Annotated in this window: 14 protein-coding genes and 1 pseudogene; 12 read left to right on the plus strand and 3 right to left on the minus strand. The window is 61.3% G+C overall.

Going from position 1 to position 14,992, the window contains the following annotated elements:
- Position 1: 1 nt before the first annotated feature.
- On the plus strand, positions 2 to 601 hold the full coding sequence (locus tag ACKWJN_RS07735) for a sulfite oxidase heme-binding subunit YedZ (RefSeq protein WP_408595906.1): 600 nt from the start codon (positions 2 to 4) through the stop codon (positions 599 to 601).
- Here the strand turns inward: ACKWJN_RS07735 and lysA are convergent.
- Both lysA and lptM read right to left on the minus strand, forming a co-directional pair.
- Positions 591 to 1,871: a diaminopimelate decarboxylase gene (lysA, locus tag ACKWJN_RS07740; RefSeq protein WP_408595766.1), complete on the minus strand. Its 1,281-nt coding sequence runs from the start codon at positions 1,869 to 1,871 to the stop codon at positions 591 to 593. The two genes, ACKWJN_RS07735 and lysA, sit on opposite strands and share 11 nt — an antisense overlap.
- 28 nt (positions 1,872 to 1,899) lie before the next feature.
- Entirely contained in the window at positions 1,900 to 2,157 is a 258-nt protein-coding gene (gene lptM / locus ACKWJN_RS07745; protein WP_408595767.1) for an LPS translocon maturation chaperone LptM, read from the minus strand.
- Between the two features lie 13 nt (positions 2,158 to 2,170).
- Here lptM and cyaY point away from each other — a divergent pair, with 13 nt between their 5' ends.
- A complete protein-coding gene (cyaY, locus tag ACKWJN_RS07750) occupies positions 2,171 to 2,500 on the plus strand; it encodes an iron donor protein CyaY (protein WP_408595908.1) in 330 nt (109 codons plus the stop codon).
- Between the two features lie 39 nt (positions 2,501 to 2,539).
- Here the strand turns inward: cyaY and ACKWJN_RS07755 are convergent, their stop codons facing one another.
- On the minus strand, positions 2,540 to 4,795 hold the full coding sequence (locus tag ACKWJN_RS07755; RefSeq protein WP_408595910.1) for a penicillin-binding protein 1A: 2,256 nt from the start codon (positions 4,793 to 4,795) through the stop codon (positions 2,540 to 2,542).
- Positions 4,796 to 5,027: 232 nt separating this feature from the next.
- Between ACKWJN_RS07755 and ACKWJN_RS07760 the strand changes: the two genes are divergently transcribed.
- The 10 genes and pseudogenes from ACKWJN_RS07760 to ACKWJN_RS07805 all read left to right on the plus strand — a co-directional run bounded on the left by ACKWJN_RS07760 (position 5,028) and on the right by ACKWJN_RS07805 (position 14,980).
- Positions 5,028 to 6,233, plus strand: coding sequence for a hypothetical protein (locus tag ACKWJN_RS07760; RefSeq protein WP_408595768.1), 1,206 nt, complete (start codon positions 5,028 to 5,030; stop codon positions 6,231 to 6,233).
- A complete protein-coding gene (locus ACKWJN_RS07765) occupies positions 6,233 to 7,219 on the plus strand; it encodes a pilus assembly protein PilP (protein ID WP_408595769.1) in 987 nt (328 codons plus the stop codon). The genes ACKWJN_RS07760 and ACKWJN_RS07765 overlap by 1 nt, the downstream gene beginning before the upstream one ends.
- Before the next feature lie 104 nt (positions 7,220 to 7,323).
- Positions 7,324 to 8,748, plus strand: a pseudogene (locus tag ACKWJN_RS07770) (type IV pilus secretin PilQ); the annotation flags it as partial.
- An 11-nt stretch (positions 8,749 to 8,759) separates the two neighbouring features.
- Entirely contained in the window at positions 8,760 to 9,311 is a 552-nt protein-coding gene (locus ACKWJN_RS07775) for a shikimate kinase (protein ID WP_408595770.1), read from the plus strand.
- An 18-nt stretch (positions 9,312 to 9,329) separates the two neighbouring features.
- Positions 9,330 to 10,433 (plus strand): 3-dehydroquinate synthase, encoded by a 1,104-nt coding sequence (gene aroB / locus ACKWJN_RS07780; RefSeq protein WP_408595771.1) that lies wholly within the window; start codon positions 9,330 to 9,332, stop codon positions 10,431 to 10,433.
- On the plus strand, positions 10,430 to 11,569 hold the full coding sequence (locus tag ACKWJN_RS07785) for a deoxyguanosinetriphosphate triphosphohydrolase (RefSeq protein WP_408595772.1): 1,140 nt from the start codon (positions 10,430 to 10,432) through the stop codon (positions 11,567 to 11,569). The genes aroB and ACKWJN_RS07785 overlap by 4 nt, the downstream gene beginning before the upstream one ends.
- Positions 11,566 to 12,798 (plus strand): CynX/NimT family MFS transporter, encoded by a 1,233-nt coding sequence (locus ACKWJN_RS07790; RefSeq protein ID WP_408595773.1) that lies wholly within the window; start codon positions 11,566 to 11,568, stop codon positions 12,796 to 12,798. The genes ACKWJN_RS07785 and ACKWJN_RS07790 overlap by 4 nt, the downstream gene beginning before the upstream one ends.
- Positions 12,795 to 13,349: a DUF1415 domain-containing protein gene (locus ACKWJN_RS07795; protein WP_408595774.1), complete on the plus strand. Its 555-nt coding sequence runs from the start codon at positions 12,795 to 12,797 to the stop codon at positions 13,347 to 13,349. Before ACKWJN_RS07790 ends, ACKWJN_RS07795 begins: the two co-directional genes overlap by 4 nt.
- Before the next feature lie 24 nt (positions 13,350 to 13,373).
- Complete coding sequence (locus ACKWJN_RS07800) at positions 13,374 to 14,228, plus strand: class I SAM-dependent methyltransferase (RefSeq protein ID WP_408595775.1); 855 nt, start codon at positions 13,374 to 13,376, stop codon at positions 14,226 to 14,228.
- Between the two features lie 44 nt (positions 14,229 to 14,272).
- Complete coding sequence (locus ACKWJN_RS07805) at positions 14,273 to 14,980, plus strand: transposase (protein WP_408595776.1); 708 nt, start codon at positions 14,273 to 14,275, stop codon at positions 14,978 to 14,980.
- Positions 14,981 to 14,992 lie beyond the last annotated feature (12 nt).

A 14,992-nucleotide genomic window follows, 5' to 3' on the forward strand; every position in this document is an offset into this window, starting at 1 on the left:
CGTGCGCACCGCCTTGCGTCACGCGGCTGCCAAGCCGCTGCTGTGGGTCTTGTTGCTGCTGCCCTTGGCATGGTTGCTGTGGGGTGCATTCAACGATGCCCTAGGGGCCAACCCCGCGGAGTACCTCATCCGCGCCACGGGCGACTGGACCTTGCGTGCCTTGTGCTTGACACTGGCCGTGACCCCCTTGCGCGTGGGTCTGGGGTGGCCCGAGCTGGCGCGTTTTCGCCGCATGCTGGGGCTCACGGTGTATGGCTACGTGGTGCTGCACCTGCTGTGTTACAGCTGGCTCGACATGGGTTTCGAATGGGGCGATATCGCCCAAGACATTGCCAAGCGGCCATTCATTTGGATGGGGTTTTCAGCCTTTGTGCTGCTCACACCCTTGGCTGCCACGTCGTTCAATGCGGCCATTCGTCGCTTGGGTGCCAAGCGTTGGCAAACCCTGCACAAGGCGGTGTATCTGGTGGCCGCCCTTGCGGTGTTGCACTTTTATTGGATGCGTGCGGGCAAGCACAACTTTGCCGAGGTGTGGGTGTATGGCTTGATCTTGGGCGGCTTGTTGTTGTGGCGTGTGAGGGCTTGGGTGATCAAGCGTTGACCAGCGACTCCAAAGCCATTTGCTCGGCAGTTGACTCGCGGCGGCGAATCACATGGGCCTGGGTGCCGTCCACCAACACCTCCGCCGCACGTCCACGGGTGTTGTAGTTGCTGGCCATGGCCATGCAGTAAGCACCGGTGGACAGCACGGCCAGCACATCGCCTGCCTGCACCACCAGCTGGCGGTCGCGACCGAGCCAGTCGCCGCTCTCGCAAATCGGGCCGACCACGTCGTAGCACACGCTGTCGCCGATGCGTGGTGCAAGGGGCACGATTTGGTGGAAGGCCTCGTACATGGCGGGGCGGGGCAAGTCGTTCATGGCGGCGTCGACGATGCAAAAGTTTTTTTGCTCACCGGGTTTGAGGTAGAGCACTTCGGTCAGGCACACGCCGGCATTGCCCACCAGTGAGCGACCCGGTTCGATCATCAGTTGGCGCTGGCCGTAGCCCCGTGCATCCAGTTTGGCCAGCAGTTGCGCCCACAGCGCATCGGCTGCGGGTGGGGTGTCGCCGTTGTAGTCGATGCCCAATCCACCGCCAAAGTCGATGTGGTGGATCGGGATGCCGGCGGCTTCGATCGCATCCACCAAATCGAGCACGCGGTCCATCGCATCGAGGTAAGGCGTGGCCTCGGTGATTTGCGAGCCAATGTGGCAGTCAATGCCCACCACGTTCAAGCCGGGCAGGGCCGCCGCGCGCTGGTAGGTCTGCAGGGCTTGTTCGTGGGCCACGCCAAATTTGTTGCCTTTGAGGCCGGTGGAAATGTAGGGGTGGGTCTTGGCGTCGACGTTGGGGTTGACGCGAATGCTCACCGGGGCGCGCAGGCCCATGGCATGCGCCACTTCGCTCAACACTTCCAGCTCGGCATCGCTCTCGACATTGAAGCAGGCGATGCCCGCTTGCAGGGCTTGGCGCATTTCGGCGCGGGTTTTGCCCACACCTGAAAAAATCACTTGGGCCGGGTCGCCACCGGCGGCGATGACGCGTTCCAGTTCGCCGCCTGAGACGATGTCAAAACCACATCCGGCTTGTGCAAACACTTGCAGCACGCCCAAGGACGAGTTGGCTTTCATGGCGTAGCAAATGCGTGCCTTGCGTCCGGCAAAGCCGCGTTGGTAAGCGGCCAGTGCGCTCAACATGGCGGCTTTGGAGTACACAAACAAAGGCGTGCCGTGCTGCGCAGCCAGGTCGGCCAGTTTCACGCCTTCAAGGTAGAGGGCGTTGTGTTGGGTGGCCACGAAGGGGGCACCGGCAAGCGTGGGGTGTGACATCGAACAGCTCGTGAAAGAGGACAAAAAATCAGCGGCCCGACGGTGCGGGGCTGACCGGTGCCGAGGCGGCAGGTGTGGGGGATGGGGCGCTGGACGTTGCGCCACCGGGCAACTGGCGACGCACGATGTCGGGCAGGGTGGCACGTTGTTGAAACTCGGGGTCGTTGGGCAACTGCAAAGGCCCCTTTTGCCCGCATGCCACCAGCAACGCCATGACACAGGCACAGGCGGCCACACGACCACCAAGGGCACTGGCCCTGACTAGAATCTTTTGCTCAATACCCATGGCGCAAATTGTAATGACCGATCTTGAATTCTTGGACCACGCTGAACAACTCCTGCGTGCGGTGGAGCTGGCGTGTGACCGCATCAACGACGAGAGCGATGCCGACATCGACAACCAGCGCACCGGCGGCATGATCACCCTGGTCTTTGCCAACCGCAGCCAAATCATCATCAACTTGCAAAAACCGTTGCACGAGGTGTGGTTGGCGGCCAGGTCGGGCGGCTATCACTTCCGCTGGGATGGTCAGCACTGGGCAGACACCAAAGGGCAGGGTGAGTTTTTTCAGCGCTTGACGCAAGACGCCAGCACCCAGTCGGGCTTGGCGCTTGCTTTCACGGCTTGAGCCGACGCTGCACTTCCAACCCAACCTCGCGCAAAACACTCAGTTTTTGAACAAATCGAGGATGCGTTTTTTCTCGTCGTTGGCTGGCAACTCACTGGGCGCTGATTTGCTCTCAAGTCCCAAACTGCTCACGCCGCCGCCTCGGCTGTATTCGCTGTAAAACCATTCACCGCCTTCGTGGGTGAGGCCTGCAGGTGGTGCGGGCTCGGTGATGGGCACGTTTTGCAGGGCGTGCTGCATGTAGCTGATCCACACGGGCAAGCTCAGGCCACCGCCGGTTTCACGGTCACCCAGTTTGCGTGGCGTGTCGTAGCCAATCCAGGTCACCGCCGTGAGGGTGGGTTGAAAGCCTGCAAACCAGGCGTCCATCGAGTCGTTGGTGGTGCCTGTCTTGCCGTAAACGTCGGGGCGCTTCAAGGTGGCTTGGGCGCGTGCCGCGGTGCCGGAGCGGGTGACCTCTTGCAACAAGCTGGTCATCACAAACGCGTTGCGTGCATCGATGCCTCGCACCGACTCGTCCAGCTCTGGGGGGGTGAACTCGGACAGCACCTTGCCCGTTTGGTCGGTGACCTTGCTGATCAGGTAGGGGTTGACGCGGTAGCCGCCATTGGCAAACACCGAATAGCCCGTGGCCATTTGCATGGGCGTCACCGAGCCCGCGCCAAGCGCCATGGTCAGGTAAGGGGGGTGCTTGTCGGCTTCAAAGCCAAAGTGGGTGATCCATTGCTGCGCGTTTTGTGCGCCCACGGCTTGCAGCAGGCGAATCGAGATCATGTTTTTGGATTTGGCCAAACCCTTGCGCAGCGTCATGGGGCCCTCAAATGTGCCGTCGTAGTTTTTGGGTTCCCAGGGTTGGCCGCCAGTCACGCTGGCGTCAAAAAACAGCGGGGCATCGTTCACCACGGTTGCCGGTGTGAAGCCTTTTTCCAACGCTGCCGAATAAATAAAAGGCTTGAAGCTGGACCCCGGTTGCCGCCAGGCTTGGGTCACGTGGTTGAACTTGTTCTTGTCAAAGTCAAAGCCGCCCACCAGCGCGTGGATGGCCCCATCGCGGGGGTCCACCGACACAAATGCGCCTTCGACCTCGGGCAGTTGGGTGATTTCCCACGCCCCTTTGGCGGTCTTGGTCACACGGATCAAAGCGCCTGGGCGCAAGCGGATGTTGGGCGGCGCTTTGTCAGACAAGCCCGACTGCACGGGTTGCAGGCCTTCGCCCGTGATCTCCAGCACTTCGCTGTTTTGGCGCACAGCCCTGACTTTCTTGGGACTGGCTTCCAGCACCACGGCGGCCAACAAGTCGCCCTTGTCGCCTTGCTCAATCAAGGCGTCGTCGATCGCGTCTTCTTGTTCTGCGGGGGTGCTGGGCAAGGTGATGAACTTCTCAGGTCCCCGGTAGTGCTGGCGGCGTTCGTAGTCCATGATGCCGCGACGCAGCGCAAAGTAAGCCGCCTGTTGGTCGCTGGCGCGGATGGTGGTGTACACATTCAGGCCACGGGTGTAAATCTCGGGGCCGTATTGCGCAAACATCAGCTGGCGTGCCATCTCGGCCACGTACTCGGCGTGGGTGTTGAGGCTGCTGGCAGCGGTGCGAATCTTCAACTCTTCTTGCTTGGCGGCAACGGCTTCGGCTTTGCTGATGAAGCCGTTCTCTTCCATGCGCTCAATGATGTAGAGCTGACGCGAGCGTGCCCGCTTGGGGTTGGCGATCGGGTTGTAGGCCGACGGAGCTTTGGGCAAACCGGCCAGCATGGCCGCTTCGGCGATGCTGATGTTTTTCAAAGGCTTGCCAAAGTACGCCTCAGAGGCCGCCGCAAAGCCATAGGCACGGTTGCCCAAATAAATTTGGTTCAGGTAGATCTCAAAAATCTGGTCTTTGCTGAGCATGTGCTCCAGCTTGGTGGTGAGCAGAATTTCGTAAATTTTGCGGGTGAAGGTTTTTTCCGACGACAGATACACATTGCGTGCCACCTGCATGGTGATGGTCGAGGCCCCTTGGCTTTTGGCCCGTCCCAAGTTGGCCAAGCTCGCACGCAGCAAGCCGATGTAGTCCACCCCGCCGTGTTGGTAAAAGCGCGCATCCTCGATGGCCAGCACCGCGTCTTTCATGACCTTGGGAATGTCTTTGAAAGGGGTCAGGTTGCGTCGCTCTTCGCCAAACTCGCCAATCTGTGTGCCTTCGACCGAGTACACGCGCATCGACAGTTTGGGGCGGTAGTCCGACAGGTCGCTCACATCAGGCAACTGTGGGTAGGCCATGGCCAGGGCCAACCCCACCAACAGGGCCACCACCAGCATGCCAGCCGCGGCAATGCCGAAGGCCCACAGCAGCAACTGGCCAGCCAGTGAGCGGGACGCTGCGGGTGCAGCGGCTTGTTCTTTCGAACTTTCGGGGGGGTGCTTGTGGGCCATAAGTGAATGAAATTATAAAAACCATGCTGTGATCACAAAATCTCTGAGTCAGGCGCCTGCAACCCCATCGTATTGGTCTTCAAAATTTCGCGACTTTTCAACAACCAGAGGAGGCCGCATGTCCCTGTTCCCGTGGCGCTTGCCACGCCGTCCATCCGGTCAAGTTGTGGCGGGTTTGGACCTGGGGGCGGACGCTGCCTGGCTGGTGGTTTTGGCCGGCAGCGCGGAGCAAGCGCAGGCGGTCAGTTTTGCCCAAGCCCTGACCTTGCCCGACGGCTTGGTGCAAGGCGCCCTGGTGCTCGACCCCGTGTCCTTGGGCCAATGGCTCAAAACTTTGCTTCTTGAGCAGGGGCTGACGCCCCATGGCTTGTGTTTGTCGGTGGACGACGCGTGGCTCACACGCCAGCAGGTGGCCATGTCAGCACAGTTGTCGTCCCGTGACTTGGCGTTTCAGTTGGCAGCCGAGTTGGAAATCACCCACGCCACCGACCCAGCCCAGGTGTGCTGGACCTACAACGCAGTGGCTGCTGCTGCGCCCAACCCGTCTGCGGCACAGGTGACCTACGACCTGGGTTTTTTGGCGCAAGAACCCGTGCTGCGCTTGAAAGAATTGGCCAAAGCAGCGGGCTTGAGGGCTTGGGTGGTGGAGCCACGCACAGACGCCTCCGAGCGCGTGTTGCGCGCACAAATCCATCCGTCACACGCTTTTCTCTCTGCGTTGCCCGGCCCGGCCGCAGTGGCATGCGGCTTGTGCTTGGCCGCCTGGGCAGAGACTGGCCTGAACTTTTTGCCCCACCGCCGTTGGGCGCGTCAACGTCGACAGCGTGCATGGATGCAACACTTAGGTGGCGTGGTTGCGCTGGGCGCTGTGTTGACATTGGGGGGTGTCGCATGGCTTGAGGCCATGGTCCACGCGCATCAACAGCAGTTGCTGGTCGGACCTCGGGTGCGAGAGCGCTTGGCTGCCGCTCAGAGCGCGCAGCAAGAACTCCGCGCGGCCTTGCAACGCGCAAAGGCGCAGGGTGAGTGGTTGAACGCGCAACACCTTCAGCAGCAGCACACCGTGCAGTGGCATGACGCGTTGCGCCAAGCCAGTCACAAGCTTTGGGTCTCTCATTTGCGCCAAGACCAAGCCCGTTGGGTGGTGCAAGGCGAAGCGCTGAGCGCCACCCAGGTGCAGCAATGGACGACACAACTGGCGGCACTGCCCGTCTGGCAACGCGCACCGGAGGTACACCAATTGCAGTTTGTGCGCTCTGCCTCCGCCGGCGGCGGATGGGTGTGGCAATTTCGAATCGATGCTGAGTTGAAAGGCGTGCGCTGATGCCAGACCACCTGGCGGCCCTTGCGGGTGCATGGCGTCAAGTGGTGGCTTGGGCCTTTGCGCACCGCAAAGCCTCATGGGCTGTCGCGCTGCTGCTGGGGGTGGCCTTTGTCATGCCCTGGGGAATGGCCAGCCTGCAAACCTGGCTGGAGGTGCAAGCGCAGTGGGAGCAACAAGGGATCGACCAGCGCAACTTGGCCGGACTTGAGGCCACCAATGCGGATCTGAGGCGCACCTTGTCTGCGGGCGCTGCGTTGCAGGCCTTGCCTGGGATGGGCCGCATGACGGAGGGCGCGCATCAACAAGGCTTGCACATCACAGGGCTGACGATGGGCAAACCTGTGCGTGTGCTGCGCACAGACAGCGCCGAGTTGCAGCAGCTTCCCGTGAGTTTCAAAGCGCAAGGCACATGGGCCAATTGGTCGAGTTGGGTGTCGGGTTGGCCTCAGCAAATGCCCAGTGCCCAGCTCCATATGCTGGATCTCGTGGCCCGTCCCGATGGGTCGGTGGACGTTCAAGTGTCGGTGGCTGTGCCGCAACGGGTGGCTTTGCAAGCAGAGCCTGCATCGGCTCCGCAGCCAGATGGGCTGGCTCCTTCCAGCGAGGCCGCGTTGGCTGACGCCACCGCTTGGGCCGCCACCCAGCGCCAGCAGGCGCAACAGCACCCGAGTTTTGCGCCTTGGATGGCGCTGGAGTTGAAGCGCCCACGCCAAGCGCTGGAGGCTTTTCCTCTGGCGCATTTGCGCTACATCGGGCACCTCACCCAAGCGGGACGCAGCCTGGCGCTGGTGCGCGTGATGGACCCCAGCCAGTCTGCGCTGTCGCAGGTGTACACGGTGTCGGTCGGCGCCTACCTGGGACAAGACTTTGGGCGGGTCGAGGCGGTGGACCTTGCGCAATTGCAGGTGCGTGAGTTGGTGCGTGACGCCAACGGAACGTGGCAAACCCGCCGGGTGAGTTTGCCTTGGACGGAGACCAGACCATGAGTTTCAGTGTGCGTTCATTCGCGTGTCCTCGCCGGCTAGTGGCGCTGCTGGGGCTGAGCGCAACGCTCTGGGTCTGTGGCCAAGCCCAGGCCCAAGACACGTCGCCTGTCTACAGCGGCCAAGCCATGTCGCTGAATTTTCAGACCATCGAGGTGCGCACGGCTTTGCAAATCGTGGCCGACTTCACCGGGCTCAACATCGTCACTTCCGACAGCGTCACAGGCTCCTTGACCCTGCGCTTGCAGCACGTGCCTTGGGACCAGGTGCTGGACATCATCACCCAGGCCAAAGGCTTGAGCCAGCGCCGTCAAGGCAACGTCATCTGGGTGGCGCCCCGTGCCGAGGTGGCCGCGCGCGACAAACTGGAATTTGAAAGCCGCCTGGCCTTGCAAAACCTAGAGCCGGTGCAGACCCGCAGTTTTGTGCTCAATTACGCCAAAGCGGTCGATGTGGTGGCGCAGATTCAGGGCTCAGGGGCTGCGCCCATTGGGTCGTCTTTTGCGGGTTGGGGCGGCAACACCGGCGCCAGCAGTTTTGCCAATCCGTCACCCAGCCAAGCGGCCTTGAGCCCGGCCTCCTTTGGCGGCGCGGCCAGCATCGCTACGCGCATCTTGAGCGTGCGAGGCAGCGCCATGGCGGAGCCCCGCACCAACCAACTGTTCGTTACCGACATCCCCTCGCGCTTGGACCAGGTGGCCGAGATGATCACCAAAATCGACGTGCCACTGCGGCAGGTGATGATCGAGGCGCGCATTGTGCAAGCCACCGACACCTTTGGTCGCGCCTTGGGCGTGCGTTTGGGGGGTGTGGGGCAAACCGGTGCACAAACCGTGGTGGGCCCCACCGCCGCCACGACCTTGGCCAACGCCAACCCCACCGCCTTGCAAGCGACCAACTTCAACATCGCTGACAAAGCCCTCACCACCACCGGACAGTTTGTCAACTTGCCAGCCGCTGCCATCAATGGCTTTGATTCGGCCAGCTTTGCGGTGTCGATCTTCAACGCATCGAAAAACCAGTTTTTGAATTTGGAGCTGTCTGCCTTGGAGTCCGATGGCAAAGGCAAGGTGGTGTCGAGCCCGCGCGTGGTTACCGCAGACCAAACCAAAGCCATCATCGAGCAAGGCACCGAATTGCCTTACCAGGTGGCAGCCGCCAGCGGGGCAACGTCGATTGCTTTTCGCAAGGCCAACCTCAAGCTGGAAGTCACGCCGCAAATCACCCCGGAGGGCGGCATCGTGTTGGACTTGGATGTGCACAAAGACAGCGTGGGCCAATCGACCACCGCAGGGTTTGCGATTGACACCAAGCATGTCACCACCCAAGTTCGGGTGGACAACGGCGGCACCGTGATGATTGGCGGCATTTTTGAAAGCACCGAGCAAGACGACGAGTACAAGGTGCCGTTCTTTGGCGATTTGCCAGTGTTGGGTTATCTGTTCAAAAACCGCCGCCGCAGCACCTCCAAGCAAGAGTTGCTGGTGTTCATAACCCCTAAAATGCTCGACCAAAGTGCATCCGCACGTTAAGAAAGCACACCTTGTTGGTTTTGGTTGGTCTGCCGGGGTCTGGCAAATCTACCGTGGGGCGACAACTCGCCCGACGGCTCTCTATCCCCTTTGTTGATTCGGATCATGCGATTGAGCAGCGCCTAGGCTGTTCCATTCGCGATTTTTTCGAGCGCGAAGGGGAAGACCGCTTTCGCGACGTAGAGGCTGACGTGCTCGATGGTTTGAGCCAGCGCCCACGCGGCGTGCTCTCCACCGGGGGCGGGTCGGTGTTGCGCCCTGAAAACCGCGAGCGTCTGCGCCAACGCGGCCAGGTGTTTTATTTGCGATCCACCCCCGAAGAAGTGTTTCGCCGCTTGCGCCACGACCAAAACCGCCCGCTGCTGCAAGTGGCCGATCCACTTGGGCGCTTGCGCGAATTGTTTGCCATCCGCGACCCGCTGTACCGCGAAGCCGCGCATTACGTGATTGAAACCGGGCGACCCACCGTGGCCTCGTTGGTCAACATGATCGTGTCGCAACTGGAGCTGGCAGGTCAGCTCGATGCCCTCACGGCACTTCCGCCATCTTCCTCTGTTGTTTGAAATTTAAAGGCGCTTGCCATGTCTGCCTCTCCCGCCTCTGCCGTATCTGTGTCCATCGATCTGGGCGAGCGCAGCTACCCCATCTTGATTGGCACCCAACTGTTGGATGCCCCCAGCACCTGGGCTGATTTACCCAAAGCCAGCAGCGCTGTGATCGTCACCAACAACACGGTGGGGCCGCTCTATGTGGCGCGCTTGCAAGCGGCTTTGGCGGGCCAGTACCCGCACATCCACACCGTGGTGCTGCCCGATGGCGAAAGTCACAAAGACTGGTCCACGCTGAACCAAATTTTTGACCTGTTGCTGGCCCAAGGCTGTGACCGCAAAACCGTGCTGTTTGCCTTGGGCGGTGGTGTGGTGGGCGACATGACGGGGTTTGCGGCCGCCTGCTACATGCGCGGCGTGCCCTTTGTGCAAGTGCCCACCACCTTGCTGGCGCAGGTGGACTCGTCGGTCGGCGGCAAAACCGCCATCAACCACCCGCTGGGCAAGAACATGATTGGGGCCTTCTACCAACCCCAGCGTGTGGTGTGTGATTTGGACACCCTGCAAACCTTGCCCGCGCGCGAGATGAGCGCGGGCTTGGCCGAGATCATCAAGTACGGACCGATTGCCGACATGGCGTTTCTTGACTGGATCGATGCCCACCTCGATGCCCTGATGGCACGCGACCCCCAAGCCTTGGCCCATGCGGTGCAGCGCAGCTGCGAAATCAAGGCCTGGGTGGTGGGGCAGGACGAACGCGAGTCGGGCCTGCGCGCCATCCTCAACTTTGGCCACACATTTGGCCATGCCATCGAAGCAGGCTTGGGCTTTGGCGTCTGGTTGCACGGCGAGGCCGTGGGCTGTGGCATGGTGATGGCGGCGCATTTGTCGCACCGCCTGGGGCTGGTCGATGCCGCGTTTGTCAGCCGCTTCACCGCCTTGTTGGCGCGTGCGGGCTTGCCCACGGTGGGCCCGCAGTTGGGCACCGACGTTTACCTGCACCACATGCGGGTGGACAAAAAAGCCGAGGCCGGCGACATCCGTTTTGTGCTCATCCACCAGCCCGGCAGCGCCGTGGTGCGCGGTGCCCCCGATGCGTTGGTGGTCGAGGTCATCACCGCGTGTTGTCAAGGATGAAGCACCTCAGCCTGGCGGTGTTTGCTTGCGACGCAGCCCAGTCACGTGGGCGTCGCCACACGGAAGTTGAAGCGCACTTGATGGCCCCCAATGTGCGCAACCCGCACCAGCGCGACCGCGACCGCATCGTCCACTCCACCGCGTTTCGCCGTTTGGTCTACAAGACCCAGGTGTTTTTGAACCACGAAGGCGATTTGTTTCGCACCCGCATGACGCACTCGCTGGAGGTGGCGCAGTTGGGCCGCTCCATCGCCCGTGCGCTGTGCTTGAACGAAGACTTGGTCGAGGCGGTGGCCTTGGCCCACGACCTGGGCCACACCCCGTTTGGCCACGCCGGGCAAGACGCGCTCAACGCTTGCATGGCACCTTTTGGCGGCTTCGAACACAACCTGCAAAGCCTGCGTGTGGTGGACGAACTGGAAGAGCGCTACCCCGCCTTCAATGGTTTGAACCTGAGCTTTGAAACCCGCGAGGGCATCTTGAAGCACTGCGCCCGGCGCAACGCCGAGTTGATCGAGGCACAAGAGCCCGGCGGTGTGGCGGCTCGTTTTTTGAACGGCACACAACCCAGCTTGGAAGCGCAGTTGTGCAACCTGGCCGACGAGATTGCCTACAACGCGCACGACATCGACGACGGCGTGCGCTCTGGGTTGTTGAGCATGGCGCAACTCCAAGAGGTGCCCTTGTTTGCCCGTTACTGTGAACAGACCTTGTCCGAGTACCCCCAACTGCAAGGCCGACGTGTGCTGTACGAAACCATCCGCCGCATGCTGAGCGACCAGGTCTACGACGTCGTGGCTGCCACCCAAGCGGCGCTGGCGCAACATGCGCCTGAAAGCGCTGATGCAGCCAGAGCCTGTCCGCCCCTGGTGCAGTTCAGCCAAGAGATGCGAGAGCAGTCCAAAACACTCAAAGCGTTTTTGTTTCGCAACCTGTACCGACACCCTCAGGTGATGCAAACCACCGACTGGGCGCGCGAGGTGGTGCGTGAGTTGTTTGACGCTTACCTCGCCAAGCCCCACGAAATGCCTGCCGCCTACGCCCAGCGCTCAGATGTGGCACGTGCCGTGGCAGATTACCTTTCTGGCATGACCGACCGTTTTGCCACCCGCGAACACGCACGATTGACCGCATGACAACATCCCGTTCTTTGATTCATCCGGCTTGGGTGGTGGTGCTCGCAGCCGTGTGCGCGGCGTTGCATGTGGGCAAAATTCCGCCGGCCCTGCCCGTGCTGCAAGCTGCTTTGTCGTTGAGCTTGGTGCAAGCGGGGTTCTTGTTGTCCATGGTGCAGTTGGGGGGCATGACGCTGGGCTTGGCCGTGGGCTTGAGTGTGGACAGCATCGGTTTGCGGCGCAGCGTCTTGGTGGGTTTGGGCTTGCTCACGGTCTCGAGCGCCTTGGGCGGTTTTGCTTCGGGCATCGAAACCTTGCTGGTGTTGCGTGCCATCGAAGGCTTTGGCTTTTTGTGGGTCGTCATGCCCGGCCCGGCTCTGATTCGTCGCTGCGTGCCGCCCGCACAGATCAACGCCCGCATGGGGCAATGGAGCGCTTACATGCCACTCGGCACGGCCGCTGCGTTGCTGGTGGGCGCGTGGGTCTTGTCGGTGTGGACTTGGCCTGTGTGGTGGTGGCTCATGAGCGGCGTGTCTGCCCTGGCCTGGTGGATGGTGTGGACGGGCTTGGCGCCAGATGCCCTCTATCCCGCTGTGCAGGCATCGGGGAAGGTGGGCTGGCCGCGACGTTTGAGCCAAACCCTGCGTTCACGCGGGCCTTGGTTGTTGTCGCTCACCTTTGGTGTTTATGCCGCACAGTGGTTGTCGGTGATTGGTTTCTTGCCCACCATGTACGCAGGTCTGGGCGTGGACAAGGGGGTGTCGGGTTTGCTCACCGCAGGCGTGGCGCTGGCCAATATGACGGGCAACTTGGCCTCGGGTCGTTTGCTTCAGCGCGGCTGGCAAAGCCGCTGGCTGTTGTTCATTGGCTTTGGCGCCATGGCCCTGGGGGCCGTGGGTGCGTTTGGCGAGTGGCAGGGTTTGGGCTTGCCGATGGCCGGGCGTTATGTGTCGGTCATCCTGCTGTCGGCGGTGGGCGGTTTGATCCCTGGCACCTTGTTTGCGCTCTCCATGCGCTTGGCGCCCAGCCCAGACACACTCTCCACCACCGTGGGTTGGATGCAGCAGTGGTCGGCCACCGGGCAGTTCTTTGGCCCGCCTGTGGTGGCTTGGGTCGCGGCCAGCATGGGCGGCTGGCAATGGACCTGGGCGGTCACAGGCAGTTGTTGCTTGGTGGGCATGGGCTTGGCCTTGGCCATTGACCGTGCGCTGCGTGTGCCAGCCCCACATGGGGGACAAGGCCTGCCATGACCGACATCGAGCGGACTGCCATTGAAGACACCCAAACTTGGTTGATGCAAGCCGTGGTGGGTTTGAATCTGTGCCCATTTGCCAAAGCCGTGGTGGTGAAAGACAGGGTGCGTTACCGCGTGTGCACCTCTGCCGAGTCTGTCGACTTGTTGGCCATGTTGCGCGAAGAATTGCAACACCTGGCTGAGGCAGACCCGGAACAACTCGACACCACCTTGCTGATTGCACCCCATGCCTTGCCTGACTTTTTGGACTTCAACGACTTCTTGGGTGATTGCGATGAGGTGCTTTGCGAGCTTGAGTTAGACGGCGTGCTGCAAGTGGCCGACTTTCACCCGCACTACCAATTTGGCGGCACGGACGTGGACGACATGGAGAACTTCACCAACCGCTCGCCGTACCCCACGCTGCACTTGTTGCGCGAGTCGAGCATCGACAAGGCGGTGGAGGCCTACCCAGATGCGTCGCTCATCTTTGAGCGCAACATCGAGGTGTTGAGCACGCTGGGGCATGAGGGGTGGCTTGCGTTGGGGGTGAGGGCGCGGGTGTGAGTGAGCGCCCGGCACAATCGAAGCATGCCCAAACACAAAACAGCAGCACCCCAGAAACCGCTCGACCTCGACCTGCGCCCCGGCCAATCCATTGAGCTGCTCAAAGAGCTGCACATCCTCACGCGCGAGGGCAAGCTCAACCAAGACTCGCGGCGCAAACTCAAGCAGGTCTACCACCTGTTTCAGTTCATCGACAAGCTGCTGAAAGAACTGCCCGCCAGCGAGGCGGGACCCACCTTGGCGGACCACGGGGCAGGCAAGTCGTATTTGGGTTTCATCATCTACGACCTGTTTTTCAAGGCGCTGGGGCGGGGCCATATTTATGGCATTGAAACCCGGGCTGAATTGGTGGCCTCCTCTCAGGCGCTGGCGCAGCGCTTGGGGTTTGAGCGCATGCAGTTTCTCAACCTCAGCGTCGCCGAGTCGGCGCACAGTGACGCGCTGCCTGCGCACATCGACGTGGTCACTGCGCTGCACGCCTGCGACACCGCCACCGACGACGCCATCGCGTTTGGCCTGCAAAAGAAAGCCCAGCACATGGTGCTCGTGCCATGCTGCCAGGCCGAGTTGGCGCGCGTGCTCAACCAGCACAAAGCCCTCAACTTGCAGCGCACACCCTTGGCCGAGCTGTGGCGTCACCCCTTGCACACCCGCGAGATGGGCAGCCAACTCACCAACGTCTTGCGGTGTTTGTACCTGGAGGCGCAGGGCTACCAAGTCACCGTCACCGAGCTGGTCGGTTGGGAGCACAGCATGAAAAACGAACTCATCCTGGCCAAGTACACCGGCCAGAAAAAACGCACTGCCGCCGAGAGTTTGCAGGCCTTGTTGGAAGAGTTTGGCTTGCAAGACTTGGCAGCAACGCGCTTCAAAATCTGAGGGATCTCTTTTAATTGGGGTCAGAACCCAATTAACATGATGCGATGGCTCGCCTTCCCCGTCTCACTGTCACCGGCTACCCGCACCATGTCATTTTGCGGGGCAACAACCGGCAGGATATTTTTCGCACCCCTGACGATGACCAGCGCATGCTCGATTTGCTCTTCGAGCACAGCCGTGCACAAAAGGTCGACGTGCACGCCTATGTGCTGATGAGCAACCACCTGCACCTGCTGGTTACGCCTCAACAAGACCAAGCCTTGCCCAAGATGATGCAGGCGGTGGGCCGCAGCTATGTGCAGGTGTTCAACAAAGTCCACGGCCGCACCGGCACGCTGTGGGAAGGGCGTTACCGCTCCACCTTGATCCAGACCGACCGCTACTTGCTGGCCTGTATGGCCTACATCGACCTCAACCCTGTGCGCGCCCACCTGGTGGCGCAGCCCGAAGACTATGTGTGGTCCAGCCATCGGCATTACATCGGCCAACGCAGTGATCGTTTGGTCACGCCCCATGCCTTGTATTGGGCTTTGGGCAACACCCCATTTGCCCGCGAGGCGGCGTACGCCGAATTGGTGCGGGCTGGCATCAACGCGGACCAACAGGGTGCATTGACCGATGCCACGCTCAGTGGTTGGGCGTTGGGAGACGATGAGTTCAAAGGCAGTTTGCAAGCGCAAACTGAGCGTCGGTTGAGCAAATCCAAGGCGGGACGGCCCTTTGCCAAGGTTGATAAACCTGTCCCCAATTAATTCCTGGCGCTT

The sequence above is a fragment of the Limnohabitans sp. genome (assembly GCF_046052825.1).
In the GTDB taxonomy this organism is placed as follows: Bacteria; Pseudomonadota; Gammaproteobacteria; order Burkholderiales; family Burkholderiaceae_C; genus Limnohabitans.

Coding starts and splice junctions, on each gene's coding strand:
- ACKWJN_RS07760 (WP_408595768.1), top strand. CDS start 5,028: ATGTCCCTGTTCCCGTGGCGCTTGCCACGCCGTCCATCCGGTCAAGTT.
- ACKWJN_RS07805 (WP_408595776.1), top strand. CDS start 14,273: ATGGCTCGCCTTCCCCGTCTCACTGTCACCGGCTACCCGCACCATGTC.
- ACKWJN_RS07800 (WP_408595775.1), top strand. CDS start 13,374: ATGCCCAAACACAAAACAGCAGCACCCCAGAAACCGCTCGACCTCGAC.
- cyaY (WP_408595908.1), top strand. CDS start 2,171: ATGACCGATCTTGAATTCTTGGACCACGCTGAACAACTCCTGCGTGCG.
- ACKWJN_RS07785 (WP_408595772.1), top strand. CDS start 10,430: ATGAAGCACCTCAGCCTGGCGGTGTTTGCTTGCGACGCAGCCCAGTCA.
- ACKWJN_RS07795 (WP_408595774.1), top strand. CDS start 12,795: ATGACCGACATCGAGCGGACTGCCATTGAAGACACCCAAACTTGGTTG.
- lysA (WP_408595766.1), bottom strand. CDS start 1,871: ATGTCACACCCCACGCTTGCCGGTGCCCCCTTCGTGGCCACCCAACAC.
- aroB (WP_408595771.1), top strand. CDS start 9,330: ATGTCTGCCTCTCCCGCCTCTGCCGTATCTGTGTCCATCGATCTGGGC.
- ACKWJN_RS07755 (WP_408595910.1), bottom strand. CDS start 4,795: ATGCTGGTGGTGGCCCTGTTGGTGGGGTTGGCCCTGGCCATGGCCTAC.
- ACKWJN_RS07765 (WP_408595769.1), top strand. CDS start 6,233: ATGCCAGACCACCTGGCGGCCCTTGCGGGTGCATGGCGTCAAGTGGTG.
- ACKWJN_RS07790 (WP_408595773.1), top strand. CDS start 11,566: ATGACAACATCCCGTTCTTTGATTCATCCGGCTTGGGTGGTGGTGCTC.
- lptM (WP_408595767.1), bottom strand. CDS start 2,157: ATGGGTATTGAGCAAAAGATTCTAGTCAGGGCCAGTGCCCTTGGTGGT.